This is a genomic window from Amycolatopsis sp. NPDC088138, from assembly GCF_044741685.1.
GTDB lineage: Bacteria > Actinomycetota > Actinomycetes > Mycobacteriales > Pseudonocardiaceae > Amycolatopsis.
In genome coordinates, this window is the sequence record NZ_JBIUTB010000005.1 from 161,061 (window position 1) to 175,658 (window position 14,598).

16 protein-coding genes are annotated in these 14,598 nt (G+C 66.4%); all 16 read left to right on the forward strand.

Annotated elements, in window-relative coordinates:
• Nucleotides 1-2 precede the first annotated feature (2 nt).
• The 16 genes from ACIOD2_RS27220 (at nucleotide 3) to ACIOD2_RS27295 (ending at nucleotide 14,593) form a co-directional block, all read left to right on the forward strand.
• Nucleotides 3-1,523 carry a hypothetical protein gene (locus tag ACIOD2_RS27220; protein WP_400543726.1) on the forward strand — a complete coding sequence of 507 codons (1,521 nt, stop codon included), beginning with the start codon at nucleotides 3-5 and terminating at the stop codon, nucleotides 1,521-1,523.
• Nucleotides 1,507-2,682, forward strand: a complete 1,176-nt coding sequence (locus ACIOD2_RS27225) for a hypothetical protein (RefSeq protein ID WP_400543729.1) — start codon at nucleotides 1,507-1,509, stop codon at nucleotides 2,680-2,682. Before ACIOD2_RS27220 ends, ACIOD2_RS27225 begins: the two co-directional genes overlap by 17 nt.
• A 38-nt stretch (nucleotides 2,683-2,720) precedes the next feature.
• Nucleotides 2,721-3,260 carry a phage scaffolding protein gene (locus ACIOD2_RS27230; protein WP_400543732.1) on the forward strand — a complete coding sequence of 180 codons (540 nt, stop codon included), beginning with the start codon at nucleotides 2,721-2,723 and terminating at the stop codon, nucleotides 3,258-3,260.
• Nucleotides 3,261-3,368: 108 nt separating this feature from the next.
• Nucleotides 3,369-4,307, forward strand: coding sequence for a phage major capsid protein (locus tag ACIOD2_RS27235; protein WP_400543735.1), 939 nt, complete (start codon nucleotides 3,369-3,371; stop codon nucleotides 4,305-4,307).
• 61 nt (nucleotides 4,308-4,368) lie between these two features.
• Complete coding sequence (locus ACIOD2_RS27240; RefSeq protein ID WP_400543738.1) at nucleotides 4,369-4,806, forward strand: hypothetical protein; 438 nt, start codon at nucleotides 4,369-4,371, stop codon at nucleotides 4,804-4,806.
• Between the two features lie 2 nt (nucleotides 4,807-4,808).
• Nucleotides 4,809-5,153, forward strand: a complete 345-nt coding sequence (locus tag ACIOD2_RS27245; protein WP_400543741.1) for a hypothetical protein — start codon at nucleotides 4,809-4,811, stop codon at nucleotides 5,151-5,153.
• A 3-nt stretch (nucleotides 5,154-5,156) separates the two neighbouring features.
• Complete coding sequence (locus ACIOD2_RS27250) at nucleotides 5,157-5,480, forward strand: HK97 gp10 family phage protein (protein WP_400543744.1); 324 nt, start codon at nucleotides 5,157-5,159, stop codon at nucleotides 5,478-5,480.
• Nucleotides 5,480-5,938: a hypothetical protein gene (locus tag ACIOD2_RS27255; protein ID WP_400543747.1), complete on the forward strand. Its 459-nt coding sequence runs from the start codon at nucleotides 5,480-5,482 to the stop codon at nucleotides 5,936-5,938. Before ACIOD2_RS27250 ends, ACIOD2_RS27255 begins: the two co-directional genes overlap by 1 nt.
• A 55-nt stretch (nucleotides 5,939-5,993) precedes the next feature.
• On the forward strand, nucleotides 5,994-6,599 hold the full coding sequence (locus ACIOD2_RS27260; RefSeq protein ID WP_400543750.1) for a hypothetical protein: 606 nt from the start codon (nucleotides 5,994-5,996) through the stop codon (nucleotides 6,597-6,599).
• Nucleotides 6,600-6,689: 90 nt separating this feature from the next.
• A complete protein-coding gene (locus ACIOD2_RS27265) occupies nucleotides 6,690-7,091 on the forward strand; it encodes a hypothetical protein (RefSeq protein WP_400543752.1) in 402 nt (133 codons plus the stop codon).
• Nucleotides 7,088-7,426, forward strand: a complete 339-nt coding sequence (locus ACIOD2_RS27270; protein ID WP_400543755.1) for a hypothetical protein — start codon at nucleotides 7,088-7,090, stop codon at nucleotides 7,424-7,426. Before ACIOD2_RS27265 ends, ACIOD2_RS27270 begins: the two co-directional genes overlap by 4 nt.
• A 16-nt stretch (nucleotides 7,427-7,442) precedes the next feature.
• Nucleotides 7,443-10,724, forward strand: coding sequence for a hypothetical protein (locus ACIOD2_RS27275; protein ID WP_400543758.1), 3,282 nt, complete (start codon nucleotides 7,443-7,445; stop codon nucleotides 10,722-10,724).
• Between the two features lies 1 nt (nucleotide 10,725).
• Nucleotides 10,726-11,601: a phage distal tail protein gene (locus ACIOD2_RS27280; RefSeq protein ID WP_400543761.1), complete on the forward strand. Its 876-nt coding sequence runs from the start codon at nucleotides 10,726-10,728 to the stop codon at nucleotides 11,599-11,601.
• Between the two features lie 11 nt (nucleotides 11,602-11,612).
• Nucleotides 11,613-12,749 carry a hypothetical protein gene (locus tag ACIOD2_RS27285; protein WP_400543764.1) on the forward strand — a complete coding sequence of 379 codons (1,137 nt, stop codon included), beginning with the start codon at nucleotides 11,613-11,615 and terminating at the stop codon, nucleotides 12,747-12,749.
• Complete coding sequence (locus ACIOD2_RS27290; protein ID WP_400543767.1) at nucleotides 12,749-13,906, forward strand: hypothetical protein; 1,158 nt, start codon at nucleotides 12,749-12,751, stop codon at nucleotides 13,904-13,906. Before ACIOD2_RS27285 ends, ACIOD2_RS27290 begins: the two co-directional genes overlap by 1 nt.
• On the forward strand, nucleotides 13,907-14,593 hold the full coding sequence (locus tag ACIOD2_RS27295) for a hypothetical protein (protein WP_400543770.1): 687 nt from the start codon (nucleotides 13,907-13,909) through the stop codon (nucleotides 14,591-14,593). It begins immediately after the preceding gene.
• Nucleotides 14,594-14,598: the final 5 nt, after the last annotated feature.

Genomic DNA, 14,598 nt, shown 5'->3' on the forward strand with positions numbered 1-14,598 from the left:
TCGTGACTGATCTCGACGACGCCCTGAAGTCGATGGCCGACGCGGAAGACAAGTACTGCAGGGCGAAGGCCTACTCCGACGGCCCGGTGGAGGAGGTCTTCACCTCTCGTCGGGTGCGTCGCCTCCTGCAGGACATGGGCGTCAGTTTCCAGACGCTCCTCGGCAACGTGGTCATCGATGCCGTGGCGAACAAGCTGAAGATCACCGCGGTGGTCGTCCCGAACGACGACGCGCGCACTGCGCTGATCGCCGAGGTGGACGCGGACAACCGCATGGCCCAGGTCCGGCCAGCTGTCATGCGTCGGGCGCTGCAGCTGGGGGACAGCTACCTGTCTGCCTGGCCGGCGCTCGACGACAGCGGCAACCTGATTCCCGGCAAGGTCCGCGTATCGGTCTACGGGCCCTGTGAGATGCGGGTGCTCTACGACGAAGACGAGCCGGAGAAGCCCCGGGTGTCGATCCAGAAGTGGGCCGTCAAGACCCCGGCGGGCAAGCGCACCCGGGTCGACTTGCTCTACGCCGACCGCATCGAGCACTACGTCTCGCAGGGCGCGCGGTCGAGCAAGGCCGGTGACTTCAAGCTCTACGAGGACGACGGCCGGGGTGCGGTGGAAGCCAACCCGTACGGGTTTCCGGTCTTCCACTTCCAGGGCACAGGCCTGGTCGGCGAGTACGGCACGCCCGAGCACGCCACCTTCTACGGCACTCAGAACAAGCTCATCAAGTTGGAGGCCTCGCACATGGCGGGGGTGGACTTCAACACGCTCCCGCAGCGGCTCGGTCTGCGTGACGCCGGGACACCCGGGCCATCACCCGTGGATGACCTGGACTTGGACGACTTCGAGGTCAGCCCGGACGGGGGTTCGACAAAGTCCACAGGCTTGGAGGACCGACGTTCGAAGTTGTCCAGCGAGCCCGGCTCGTTCTGGGACCTGGACGGCTACCGCGACGTCAAGCAGCTGGAGCCCGGAGACCCGAAGGTCTTCCTGGACCCACGCGCGGCGTACCTCCGTGAAGGCTCAGTGGCCAGCTCGACGCCGCTGCACCTGTTCGACCGGACCGGGCAGATCCCCAGCGGGGAGAGCCTGAAGACCGCCAACGACCCGTTGGACGCGAAAGCGGAGACCCGCAAGAACGCCTTCGACCCGACGTGGCACGACTTCTACCGCTTCGTCCTGACGATCCTCGGGCACGATGACGCCTCGGTGACGGTCAGCTGGGCACCGATCGAGTCGACGGACGAGACGACGAAGCTCGACCAGGCAAAGCAGAAGCAGGACATCGGCGTCCCGGTCAACCAGTCCTTGAAGGAGCTGGGTTACAAGGCCGAGGACGTCGAGGGCTGGATGGACACCGACGGCGGCTTGCCGCAGCGGGTTGACCTCCTGGCTCAGCTCGGCGACGCCATGGGCAACTTCGCATCCGCCGTTGCTGCTGGACTGATGGACCAAGCCACCGTGCAGCAGGTGATCACGAAGCTGCTCGGCGACGTGACGGGCTCGAACGATGACGGCACCGGCTAGCGCGATCCCCGTCGTCATCGTCGAGCACGATGGCGAAGCCCTGTCCTTGGAGGACGCGGCAGCGATCGCCGCGGCCGGCCCCGTGCGGGACGCCTTGAAGTCGGCGCTCTCGTGGGCGCACGTGACCTGGTCCAAGCGCTTCGGCAAGCCTGCGGGCCTGCGGTCCGGCGAGGACTTCGACGTCTTCACGGCCGAGCTGGCAGCCCGTATCCGAGTCGTCGGCATCGACCCGGCCCCGGTACTGCTCGACTTCGCCCAGCGGGCTCGGGTGCTCGGCGTCTCGCAAGGCCTGATCGAGGCCGGAGCCCCGCAACGGCAACTCGGGGACGACATCCGCGAGGAGACCCGCAAGCACATTGCCGATGCCGTCGACCGGGCGAACGCCAAGCTCGCCGAGGCGGCCGACCGGGTGGAGAACCTGAAGCGCGGGAGCTTCAAGACCATCAACCGTCAGCTCGCCGTTGCCGACCAGGTCGGAAACATCGTCGAGCGCACCGCGCGGACGGTCACCAACGATGAGCTGAACGAAGGCCTTGCCGCTGCAGCGGAGCACGTGAAGGGCCGTTTGGTCTGGATCGCCGAGCGCGACGCCTGCGTGATGTGCCTGGCCCTGTCCGGCCACGTCGTCGAACCCGGAGACGCCTTCGACTGGCGGCTGACCTTCGGGTCCAAGGCCTACCAGCCGAGGGACTATGACGAGTCCGGCGAGCTGGTCGACATCGAGCTGGAGAGACCACCACGGCATCCCTACTGCCGATGCCGGGTGTCGCCGTGGCTCGGTCACGACGAAGACGCAGCCCGTGCAGTCACCCACGACTGGGCCGAGGCGCTCCGGGACGCGGAAGCCAAGGGCGACACCGTGGCGGCAGACGCCGCTCGTCGTGCTGCTGCCGCTGCCTCCGAGTCCGCCGTCTTCGACCTTCCCGCCGCTCTCCGGCGTGAGGCTGAGCGCTCGGTCCTCAACGGCTACGCCCTGCCGACGGAGTCCGAGCGAGTCCGGGTTCAGGCAGCAGACCGGTTGCTGAATCGGATCGGCACCGGAAAGAACTCCCGCTCTCCATCCGGCTGGCGCGTGCCCGCCTCGGTGAGGAAGCGGGCCGAACGCGCCCTTCTGAACGGGACGTTCGCCACCCGGTCGGTTCCGACCGGTCGCAAGTAGTGCCCGAGACGGGCCGACGAATCAGAGGAGACGCCGGGATGGCGGACGAGAACGAGACCCAGAACGCCCCTGAAAGCGGTGGAGAGTCCGACAAGGACACCGCCACACAGGAGTGGAAGCCGCCCACCAAACAGGAGTGGGAGGCGCGCGAGGCCGAGCTGTCTCGCGTGAACGCCGAGTCCGCGAAGCGCCGGGTCGAGCTGAAGGAACTCAAGCAGAAGAACGAGAGCGATGCGGAGAAGGCAAGCCGCGAAGCCGAGGAGACCGCTGCCGCTCGATATAAGCCCACTGCGGTTCGAGCGGGCGCCCGTGCTGCTCTCCTGGAAGCCGAGGCGAAGACCGAGCGCGTCACCGCTCTGGCCGGCCTGCTCGACATGTCCAAGTTGGACATCGACGACAAGGGCGAGATCACCGGTCTCGACGCCGAGGTGAAGCGCGTTCGCGCCGAGTACCCCGAGTTCTTCAAGTCCGAGGACGACGGCAAGCCCCGTCCCGGAAAGCTCACGCCTGGCGGCAAGCAGACCTCCAGCGCTGAAAAGACTGCGGGCGAGATCATCGCTGCCCGTTACGGCAGCTAACGCCAGTCTGCCCATCTGTACCAGAGCAGCCCGTGAGGGCAAAACCGATCGCGTCCGTGACGGCTCGCGGTCCTTTCCCTCTAATCCCAACAGAAACGGAGAGCTGTCATGGCGGCTGTCTCTTTCACCGGGGCGGGCTGGATTCCGATCGAGACCAACCCCGATGTGGTCCAAAAAGTTCAGCAGACTTCTGCTGTTGAGCGCTTCGGCAATCACGTGCCGATGGGCTCGGCGACCAAGTACACCCCCCGCTCCGGTGGCGTGGTCCTTGGTCGGTGGGCCAAGTCCACCAGTGCCCCGGCGGACAGCACCGCGAACGACTCGATCCTGCTTGCGGCGGACAAGATCGGTGGCAAGGTCACCGTGGCCGAGGAGGACATGGCTGACTCGCTGGCGTCCATTGTGGACACCAAGAGCGTGGACGCTGCGACCTCGTACGCGAAGCTGTTCGACAACGTGTGCCTCGGCATCACCGCCGCGAAGGGCACGAGCGGCTGGCTGTTCGACTCGCTGTACTACGTCCTCACTCAGAACGACACGGTCACCGGATACACCGGCAACACCAACCTGACGACCGGCGCGACTGCTGCCACGTACGACAACCTGTCGACGCTGCTGGGCCAGCACGAGCAGAGCGACTACTTCGACGAGTCCGAAGCCATCGTCATCGCGCACCCGTCTTTCAAGGCTGCGTTGCGCGGCATCAAGAACAGCAACGGTGACCCGATCTTCCAGGAGTCCACTGCGGGCGTTGCTGGTGGTGGCCAGGCTCCGACTCCGTCGAAGCTGTTCGGCTACGACATGCAGTTCTCGATGGGCGCGAAGACCAGCGCGGCTGGCTCGGCGAGCCCGACCGGCAAGCCGTTCGTCGTGATCGGCAACCGGCAGCTTCTGCAGGTCGGCGACCGTGACCCGCTGTCGGTCAACTTCCAAGACGCCAAGAACGGCGTCGGCGTCGACACCGACGAGAACGTGCTGTACTTCCGCGCCCGCAAAGGCTTCGCGGTCGGTGCACCAGGTGCGTTCTCGATGCTGGTGATCGGCTGACGTTCGGTTGGCGGGACCACACGGGCCTACTGCGTGGTCCCGCTCCCGGAAGGGGGACGTCATGCCGGACACCTGGGCAACTGCTGCCGACGTCCTGACCTACGCGAAGTCCGACGTGGACGACGCAGAGGTGCTTCGGGCGCAGGCGGTGATCGACACATATACGGGCCTGATCCCGGCGGACGCCGATCGGATAGGCAGCAAGGATCAGTACTGGTTGAGGCTGGCCGTGGCGTATCAGGCAGCGTGGCAGGCCGCGCAGCCCGATCAGTTTGAGCGCCAGGACATCACGTCGACCGGCGGGAGCCAGTCGACACAAGGCACGGACACGTGGCTGACCTTGGCTCCCCACGCAGCGCAGGCGTTGCGTCGGGTGTCGTGGTTCGGGTCGCAGTCCGTGCACGTCCGAGCGCCGAACGAGCTGGCCGGCCTTCGCCGAGAGATCTACGGGGATGACGACCAGTTGGAGCCGGGCACCTGGCACCCGATCGGGGGCTGATCATGTGGGTCCTCGCGACGTGCCGAGCTTCGATCTACCGCGGCACGACTCCGTCGGACTACGGCGACCCGGTGCCGAACAACGTGACCGCTCTGTATACGGGCGTGCTCCTGGCAGTGGACGAGAAGGGCTCCCACGTGTGGGACCCGGCGACGCAGACGCCCCGGGTGGTCCGGACCGTCGTCGGCACTGTTCCGTCCACGACCGACATCCGCACGGGCGACCGGATCAGAGACGACCTCAACGGCGTGTTGTACCTGGTCCAGAACGTCACCCGTCCACGAATGCCCGGTCGTTCCCCAGACACCCGCCTCGAACTCAAGCGGCTTGGCGACGACGGGGGGTGAACCGTGGCCGAGTACCACGAGGCACCCGACTGGCGTCAGCAGATCGCCGCCGATGTCCGTGAGCTGTTCGGTCAGCTCGTCGGCGACGTCCTCGAAGATGCGAAGCGTCTGGTGCCGGTCGACACCGGTCACCTGCGCGAGTCGCTGTCCAGCGAGATCAACGGCGACACCGCGCGGATCGGGGCGGACCTGAACTACGCCCTGTACGTCGAAGAGGGCCACCGGGTCGGCTACGCCGGTCCAGACGGGGAGACCATCTTCACGGGTGACGTGGTCCCGCCTCAGCCCTACCTTCGTCCGGCGCTCTACCGCAGGCGGGGTGCCTGATGCCCCCGTTCCTGTTTGCCTCGGACGAGCTGGTGACCCGCGCGTGGATCGCGCAGATCAGCGGCTTCACGACCGGGATGGTCGGCGAGCGGCTGCCCCGTGACGTCTCGACGTGGTCTGGCTCGGGCTTCGTCACCGTCGCAGTGGCCGGCGGGGACACCGTCCCGGAATTCCGCTTCGAGTCCCCGGTGATGGACGTCCGAACGTGGGCGACGTCTCCGGGTACCGACGAGCCCCCGTGGAACCAAGCTCGAAACCTCGCACTCGCAATCCAGGCGGCAACCTACCGGCTTGAGCCGTGGTTCGTACCGCTCGATGCGGCAAGCGAGAACGCCGTCGTGAAGACGGCTTACGTCCTCGGCAAGCCGAGGCGTGCGTACGGCGACTTCGGCGACTTCGCCGTGTACGCGATGAATCTGGCGCTGCATTGGGTGCCAGTCGCCAAGAGCACCCCGTGAGGGGAACCGATCCCAAGCCTTCGGGACGTTCGGTCCCCCTTTTCATGGAGTCCTCATGGCCGACACCAATGGCCTGGAGCCCGGCAACCTCGTCATGGGCCCGGCCCGGCTGTACATCTACAAGAACGCATTCGATCCGACGCTGAGCTACGAGCCGTCGTTGACCGACGTGAACCTGACTCCGGCGGCATCCGCCTGGTATGACACGGGAATCACGCTCGGCGGCGCGAACGTGACGATCTCGCCCACCTGGACACCCCTGCAGGGCGACCAGCTAGTGGACAAGCTCGGTGCTCGCCTCACCGACCGGGACATCAAGGTCACCGCGAACTTCGCCGAGATGACCAGGGTCAACCTGTCGTACGCCTGGAACATGGCGCCCGGCGCTACCGGCGCGAACTACGCGGTGTCCGACCTGAATGCGGGTCAGACCGCGAACCGCGCGCCGTACCGGACGTTGATGGTTGACGGCCTCGGGCCGGACAAGACCGATGGCTCTGCCTCGCTCAAGCGCCGGTTGATCCTGCGGAAGTGCCTGCCTTCGGGCAACACCGCACTCAACTGGGCGAAGACCGATCAGCAGGTTCTCGCCGCTGAGTTTCAGGCCTTCTTCATCACCGAGGCGATCAGCCCGATCCGGGTTATCGATCAGACCAGCTAGCTCCCCAAACGCAGCTCCGTTGCCCGTGCGTGCCTGACCACCGCGGGCACGGGGTTGCCCATTCCTTTGTCCTGTCAGGAGGACCGCGCCATGGCTGCATCCGCGCCACGAAAGCCAACCACCCGCAAGACCGCACCACGCAAGCGTGCAACGGCGAAGCCTGTCGAGCTGGGCCTGGTGCTCGACGATGCAGCCGCGCGAGCGGAAGTTGATGAGTTGATCTCCGACCGGGAACCGTTGTTCACCATCGGCGGCGTCACATACACAATCCCGAAGCGGGTCCCGCCGTCATGGTCGGTGAAGGCGTACAAGCTCGCCACCGAACAGGGTGAGGCCGCGGCCTTGTCGTTCGCGGTGGAGAAGCTGCTCACCTCTGAGGCGTGGGATGCGCTGGGTGACTGCGAGACCGTGACGCCGACGGCGTGGGAGACCGTACTCAACGCGTTGGTTGAGCGAATCTTGCCGAGCGGAGCGATCGGCCCAAAAGCGTGACCGACGCCTGGCACGAACGGCTCTCGTTCGTGGGGTGGTTCTTCGAGCACCTCGACGACGTGCTGAGCGACATGTCGGTCTTTCATCGGATCGACGAGTTGGACCAGCTTCCTGCGGCTGTGTTCCTGCCGCGCATGGTCCGGCTCGTTCGCTACGACGGTGCCGTACGCCACACGATGCTCCGCGTCGCCGAAGAGACACCCGCGTCCACATCACGGCAGGCGCAGTCCGCTCCGGTACGGACGCACACCACCGAAGAGCTCAAGGCCCTGAATCAGACCCGTGAGTACGGGCCGCAGGGCGTGAACCAGGCGAGCGTCTTCCAGTTCGGTTGACCGAGAGGAGATCTCGGTGACCGCACCTGGCGGGGACTTCAAGCTGGCCGGCGCCTACGTCGAAGTCCACTTGAAGGACGAGACCTCCGGCGACGAGAAGAAGATCCGGGCGAAGATCGAGGGCGAGAAGCCCGTCAAGCTCGACACCGCCTTGAAGGACCCGAAGAACACCAAACTCCTCAAGGAGAAGATCGAGCGCGAGACCAAGCCGGTTATCAGGCCGGAGGTCGACGAGAAGTCCACCCGGGACTCTGCGCGCAAGGCGGGCAAGTCCGCAGAGGACGAGCTGGGACGCTCGGCGAAGCGGGCGAACGCGCAGTTCGACGCCCTGAAGTTCACCGGCCTGTCGGTCGGCCTCCCGGCTGCAGCTGCTGTGGGCGCCGCCGGAGCAACGGTGTCTCTGGCTCTCGTGGCGGGGGGCTTCGCTGCCCTCGGTGTGTATGCGGCGCTCTCCTCGGATCGGGTGCAGACCAAGGTCCAGGAACTGTCCAACCACGCCAGCTCGGACCTGCGTGGTCTGTCCTCCGTACTGGAGGACGAGACCGTCACGGCAGTGGACTCGGCCGGACAAGCGTGGGACCGGCTCGCTCCGCAGATCCGCGCCGGAGTCGCTGCTTCGGCCCCGGCAGTGCGGGAGCTGACGGGGGCCGCAACCGACTTCGCCGAGAACGCGATGCCGGGTGTGGTCACCGCGGTGAAGGCTTCCGAGCCTGCGCTGAAGGGCCTGCACAGCCTCGCCTCACAGGCGGGGACCGGGCTCGGCTTGTTCTTCACGAACCTGTCGGCTGGCAGCGAGGGAGCCGGCCGTGGTCTGACCATCCTGGGCGGCACCGTAGGCCTGCTGGAAGCACGGCTGGGGACGCTCTTCGCGAACCTGGCGAACGGCAGCGCCGGACCGCTGTCTTCCCTTCACGTGATCGTCGACCAGGTCACAGGCGGCCTGAACGACATGACGGCGGAAGGCTCGGCGGCGATCGGGTTCTTGTCCGGCTTCACCAGCACGGGCACCGGCACGGTCACGATGCTGCGCTTGCTCCTCTCGCTGGTCTCGATGTTGCCGCCGGAGATCGGCCAGTTCGCCGGGTCGCTGACGGCGGCCGGGATGATCGCGAGCCGTTTCGGCATCGACGTCGGCGCAGGGTTCAAGGGCATCGGCCAGGACATCAAGGCGGCCGACGGGGTGCGCGGCAAGTTCCTGACGGGCCTCGGCAGCCTGGTCGCCGGGGTCACCCCGGTCACCGCAGCCGTGGGCGTCTTCGGGCTGATCCTCGGCGTACTTGGGCAGAAGCAGGCCGAAGCAGCTGCACGAGCCGCGCAGCACACGCAGGCAGTCAACGACATGACTGAGGCGTACCGCAGGGACAACGGCGTCATCGGGGAGAACGTCCGCCAGACCGCGCTCAAGGCGCTGTCGGACAAGAACGCCTTCCTGTCGAACGATCGCCTCGGTGTGTCGATGGGCACGGTCTCGGCGGCTGGCCTCGGCCAGGCGGACGCACTGAAGACGGTCAACGACCACTTCCACGGCTACCTGACCAGCCTGATCCAGGCGAACCAGCATGGTGGCGACGTCACCGACATGGTGATGCGGCAGGCCGACGCCTTCATCAAGCAGGGCGGGTCCGCCCAAGACGTGGTGGACAAGATGACCGCCACGCGCATGGCTTCGCTGGACCTGAACGACGCGCAGAAGGCCGAGCTGGTCACCACCCTACAGAACGTCAGGGCGATCAACGAACAGTCCGGTGCGTCCGCTGAGGGCGCGCAGCGTGCTGCAGACCTGGAAGCCGGGCTCCGCAAGGTGGAGTCCATCACCGCTCGGGGGATGACCCCAGCGATGTACGCGGCGAAGGCCGCGACGGCCGACCTGGAGACCGCCTTCGGCGCCTTGAACACCGCTGGTGGCGACGTGGCGGCCAAGGGCCAGGCGATCATCGAGGTGATGCTGCGGCTCGCTGGGCAGACCCCCAGCGTCGAAGAGGCTCTGCAGGCGTGGAACGACGACCTGCGTGGCATCGGGGACGCCTTCAAGAGCCTGGACATCAAGGCCCACGCGAAGGACCTGGTGGACGTCTCGGGCTCGATCAACACCGTGACCGAGTCCGGGTCGAAGCTCCAGGACACCGTCCAGAAGGGCGTGACCGACTTCGCCAGCTACGCCCAGTCGCTCAAGGACGCGGGTACCCCGGCGGCGGAGATCACGCCCAAGCTGGCGGCGATGCGGGGCGAGTTCGAGAAGCAGCTTCGGCAGCTCGGGCTCAACGACACGCAGATCGGCAAGGTCCTCGACCACTACGGGATGTTGCCGGACAAGGTCGTGACGCAGCTCGGCCTCGAAGGCGACACCGAGACTCAGCAGCAGTTGACGAACATCGTCAACCAGCTGAAATCCGTGCCCCCGGAGAAGGGCGTGAAGGTCGACGCTCTGACCGATCAGGCTATTGCGCAGCTCGGCCAGCTCGGCGACACGGTGGTGAAGCTGCCGAACGGAAAGTTCGCGGTCTTCGCCAATACCGAGCCGGGCCGAAAGGCCGCCGAGGATCTGCTGACCCACATCGGTACCCGCAACGCCACGGCAACGGTCTTCGCCAACACCAGCCCCGCCGACGGCGCGGTGACCAACTGGCAGCGCGTGACCACGGCGACGGACGGCAGGACGACGACCTACACGAGCACCGACCCGGCGAACGGGATGGTGCGCCAGTGGAAGGCCACGACCGACGCCACCGGCGCGACGACGCACACCTACGCCGACATCAACCCGGCCAACGGCCAGGTGCGGGTGTGGAAGCAAAACGCGGACGGCACATGGGCGGAGACGCACGCACGGGCTGACGTCAGCGCTGCTGAAGCATCTCTGAACAACGCAGCACGCACGAGGACTGCGTACATCCAGGGTGTCTACATCCCCGCTTCTACAACAGGTCGAGGAGCGTCGACCTTCGGGCTTGCCGAGGGTGCCATCGTGTCTGCCTTCGCGAAGGGCGGCATCGCGTTCAACGACCTCGGCCGGACGCTGACGCCGATGTCTCCACTTGCGACGGTGGTCCCTCCGGACACATGGCGAGTCGTCGGTGACAACCAGCGTTTCCCTGAAGCGTATATCCCGATCGATCCCCGTTCGTCGCGGTCGCAGCGACTGCTCGACGAGACGAATGCGCGGATGGGCCGAGTACCGGCGATGGCCGGCGGCGGCGGAGTCGTCAACAACGTCACCGTGAACATGGCCAGCTCCGATCCGTACACCGTTGCCGCAGCGACGTCGAGCGAACTTGGCTGGGCGATGAGGGGAGGCTGACATGCCTTCTCTGGTGATCATGCCGACGTACACGATCGGCAGTTGGTCGGCCAATGTGGACGATGACTTCAGCTGCCGTTGGGTGGTCACCTCGCAGACCCTGCACAGCGGATCTGCTCGGAAGACGCACGCCACTGAGCGGCCGTTCGGGATGGGTGCGTATCGCGCGCGCTCGTACCTGACGGCCCGCTCAGACACCTTGCAAGGTTGGTGCCAAGCGCCGGACTTCACCGGTGCGGCTGCCGCACGTGACCGGTTGCTTAGCGTCTTTTCCGACGGTGGCCAAGCCACGCTGGTGAAATCCGACGGTCTATCCGCGCGGCAACTGAAGGTCGAGCTGGACGCGACCGCGGTGAAGATCGAGCCCTGGGCTGATGCGCAAGGCTTCGACTGGCAACTGTCGCTCTACGCCGCCGATCCGCGTTGGCTGGACACCGCGGTGCAAACGGCCGGTCCGCTCACCGTCATCGGCGCTGCCACTGACGGTCTCGACTGGGGCAGCGGCGGCCTGGACTGGGCGAACGGCGGGCTGGACTGGGGCAGCAGCGGGAACAGCGGCGTGCTGTCGCTCAGCAACCCCGGCACCGCAACGACGTGGCCTGTCTTCACCGTCACCGGGCCGCTGACCAACCCGACGTTCACCAACCCGGCCACCGGCGACCTGATCGCCTACACCGGGACCGTCGAAACCGGACAGACGCTGGTGATTGACACCAGCCCGTTCACACGCTCGGTCGCGCTCAACGGCGTCGACCGTTTCGGGTTTCTTGCCTCCGCCCAGTGGATCGAGATCCCGTCCGGCGGCCAGGTGACCGTCCAGTTCTCCGGCACCGGTGCAGGAACCGTCACCGCCACCTGGCAGTACGCCTACAACTGAGAGGGGGCCCGATGCCCACCAACGCAGTCGCGACCGGCTTCTGGACCGCGATGCCGAGCGGCTCGCGCGTCAACAACGCGCGCCAGGGTCGTGCCCTGCTCCAGGCCGTCTACCAGAATAACGACGCCACACCGATGAACGGAACCCGCTCCGGTGTAGTACCGACCACGTGGGACGTGGCGAACCTCCGCTTCTCCGACCTGCTCGTGACGGTCACCTCGGGGCTGACGATGAGCGTCGCACCCGGCGCTGCGGCGGCCCATCGTGCCGGACAGGGCCCCTACGAAGGCTGGCTGACTGCTGCGGCTTCGGTGACATGCGACCCGGCGCCGGCCACGAACCCGCGCAACGACATCGTTGTGATGCGCTGGTACGACTCGACGCAGGGCGACACATCTCCGGACGGCAACCCGTGCCGCATCGAGATCATCACCGGCTCACCCGGCGCGGTCCCGGCCGACCCGATCACCGTCAACAGCCTGGGCGTCTACACCAGCTTCCCGACCACTGGCGGCGGCGTCGGCATCCCGCTCGCGCGGGCCCAGGTCTCCACCGGCGGCGTGATCACCCTGACGCGGCTGCGTCGCTCGGTCGGCGTCATCGGCGCCACCCGCGCGCTGATGGAGGGCGACAGCGATACCGCAGGCAAGGTCGGGGACACGCGGTACAACCCGAGCACGGACTTGTTCGAGGTCCTGAAGAGCGACGGCACGTGGCAGAAGCTGCGCTACGGCGTTGACATCGGTGGTGAGTGGAAGGACGCCCGGACGACGCCCGCGCTGTCCACCGGCGCGAACAAGCTGCAGTTCGCGACGAACGTCGTCCCGCCCAACGGGCTGACGTTCAACGGCACCGACACTTGGACGTGCCAGACAGCAGGGCCCTATTCGTTCTTCGGCCAGCTGCGCTCAACGGCGGGGGTCAATGGCGGCATCTGCGTAGGTGCCACGACATATGCCGACGCCACACACATCGTGCCGTTCCTGGGCTTCACCAACGGCACGGACTACGCATTGAGCGGTACGGCGTATCTCGCGGCCGGGCAGCAGTTTTGCTTCTATTTCTACGACAACGGCTCAGCCACGACGATCAACAATGCGCTGCGCAACGCGATGGCGAAGATCTGGAAGCAACAGGCGGCGGCCTGATGGCCACCGTGGAGCGTGCTTACACCGCGCTGGCCTACGACACCGTCACCGGCCGCGTGCTGTTCGACCTGGACCTGACGAAGGAGCCGGAGTGGTCGGCGCGGATCAACGACGTGGGCGGCTGGAAGATCACCGTTCCGCTGCACGGGTCGGCACAAGCGGCGAAGGTCCGGGAGTGGTGCGCGCCGTGGCGGTTCTCCGTCGCGATCGTGCGCGGACGCGGCGTACCGAGTGACACGGTGTGCCAGGCCGGGCCGATCCTGCCCTATGCACCGGATGACGACAGCCCGGTGCACACGGTGTCCGGCAAAGGGTTCTGGGAGAACCTGAACCACCGGCTGTGTCACGCCCGCGCCTGGAATCCAGCCACGGCGCGGATCACCGACAGCTCGGCGGATCTCACGGTCACCGACAGCTTGCCGAACATCGCGATCAACATCGCCTATCACGCCACGTCGATGCTGTATCGGCCCGGTTCGGCGCTGCCGCTGGATTTCCCGATACTGTTCCCGACCGGGACGAACACCCGGACGTATCACGGCTACGAGATGGCGATGGCCGGCCAGCGGCTTCAGGAGCTGACGCAGGTCGACGGCGGCCCGGACGTGCTGTTCCAGCCGTACCTCACCGTCGTCGACGGGCTGCGGTACATCCGCCATCGGATGCTGATCGGAAACCCGTACCTCGTGCAACCGGGCGTGCCGCTGCTGTTCGACTACAGGTCGAACCTCGTGAAGCTCACCATCGCGGGGGACGGCTCGGACCAGGCGAACACCGCGTTCGTGAAGGGCACCGGTAACGAGGCCGGCCAGTTGTACGGCTATTCGACCGACACCACGCTGGTTTCGGCGGGCTGGCCGATGCTGGACATGGTCGACTCCGGTCATACCTCGGCGTCCGAGCAGTCCACGTTGGACAGCTGGGCGACTGCTGACGTGGGCTTGTTCAACTCGCAGCCGGAGCAGTGGCAGGCGACCGTGCTCGCTGACGCGGAACCGCGACTTGGCTCGTACCTGCCGGGACACTTCGCCGACTACAGCGTGAAGGACCACCACTGGTTGAAGAACGGCAAGTACTCCTACCGCATCCTCGGGATCTCGAACGGGCCCGAGCGGGACAAGGTCCTGCACCAGCTGCAAGCGGTCAGGGGGTCGTGAGTGGTTGCGAATCAACCGATTGAACGCCCCAAGTCGACGGACTTCCTGATCAACCAGTTTCGTGATCTTCAGCGACAGGTCGACGAGCTGACCCGCCAGTCGAAGTACCCGGTCTCAATAGCGCACGCTGGGGTGCCGGATCTCACGGTTCTGCCAAACGCTGACAACTCCGGGGCGATCGTGTCGATCTATGACGGCGCGGGGCACGTGCTGTTCCGGACAGACCCGGACGCGAAGTTCGGACTGGCTGCCCCGGAGACTCCAGTTCCTTTGTATCAGGCGATCCCTGGGCTCGTCTTCACCGGCAACACCGCCTTCACGCAGTTGTGGACGGGCCAATTTACCGCTCTCAACTCCAGTTTCATGGGCAAGTGGGTGGTGAACACCAGCTACGGCGGCGTCGCACCGTCGGCAATCAGTGAGTCGTACATGCGTCTGTCCAACGAGGACAGTAGCTACGCTCAGGTGTCGCCGACGTTCACCTCGGCCACGGTCGGCGCTGGATCAGCGACTGAGTACGTGACGCCCTGGGCGCTCACGCTTCCCGCGACTGTCATCGGGCAGCGGCTCTACATCGACATCTTGGCCCGGATGAAGCAGGGCGGCGCCAGCTCCGCTGTCGCGTTGGTGCCGCAGTTCGCCACCGGGATCTCCCGGGCAACCGCCGTCTCGAACGGCGCCACGTAGGGGAG

Bases quoted from the DNA above. Each gene is read 5' to 3' on its own strand.
- ACIOD2_RS27225 (WP_400543729.1), top strand. From the start codon at position 1,507: ATGACGGCACCGGCTAGCGCGATCCCCGTCGTCATCGTCGAGCACGAT.
- ACIOD2_RS27230 (WP_400543732.1), top strand. From the start codon at position 2,721: ATGGCGGACGAGAACGAGACCCAGAACGCCCCTGAAAGCGGTGGAGAG.
- ACIOD2_RS27235 (WP_400543735.1), top strand. From the start codon at position 3,369: ATGGCGGCTGTCTCTTTCACCGGGGCGGGCTGGATTCCGATCGAGACC.
- ACIOD2_RS27240 (WP_400543738.1), top strand. From the start codon at position 4,369: ATGCCGGACACCTGGGCAACTGCTGCCGACGTCCTGACCTACGCGAAG.
- ACIOD2_RS27245 (WP_400543741.1), top strand. From the start codon at position 4,809: ATGTGGGTCCTCGCGACGTGCCGAGCTTCGATCTACCGCGGCACGACT.
- ACIOD2_RS27255 (WP_400543747.1), top strand. From the start codon at position 5,480: ATGCCCCCGTTCCTGTTTGCCTCGGACGAGCTGGTGACCCGCGCGTGG.
- ACIOD2_RS27260 (WP_400543750.1), top strand. From the start codon at position 5,994: ATGGCCGACACCAATGGCCTGGAGCCCGGCAACCTCGTCATGGGCCCG.
- ACIOD2_RS27265 (WP_400543752.1), top strand. From the start codon at position 6,690: ATGGCTGCATCCGCGCCACGAAAGCCAACCACCCGCAAGACCGCACCA.
- ACIOD2_RS27280 (WP_400543761.1), top strand. From the start codon at position 10,726: ATGCCTTCTCTGGTGATCATGCCGACGTACACGATCGGCAGTTGGTCG.
- ACIOD2_RS27285 (WP_400543764.1), top strand. From the start codon at position 11,613: ATGCCCACCAACGCAGTCGCGACCGGCTTCTGGACCGCGATGCCGAGC.
- ACIOD2_RS27290 (WP_400543767.1), top strand. From the start codon at position 12,749: ATGGCCACCGTGGAGCGTGCTTACACCGCGCTGGCCTACGACACCGTC.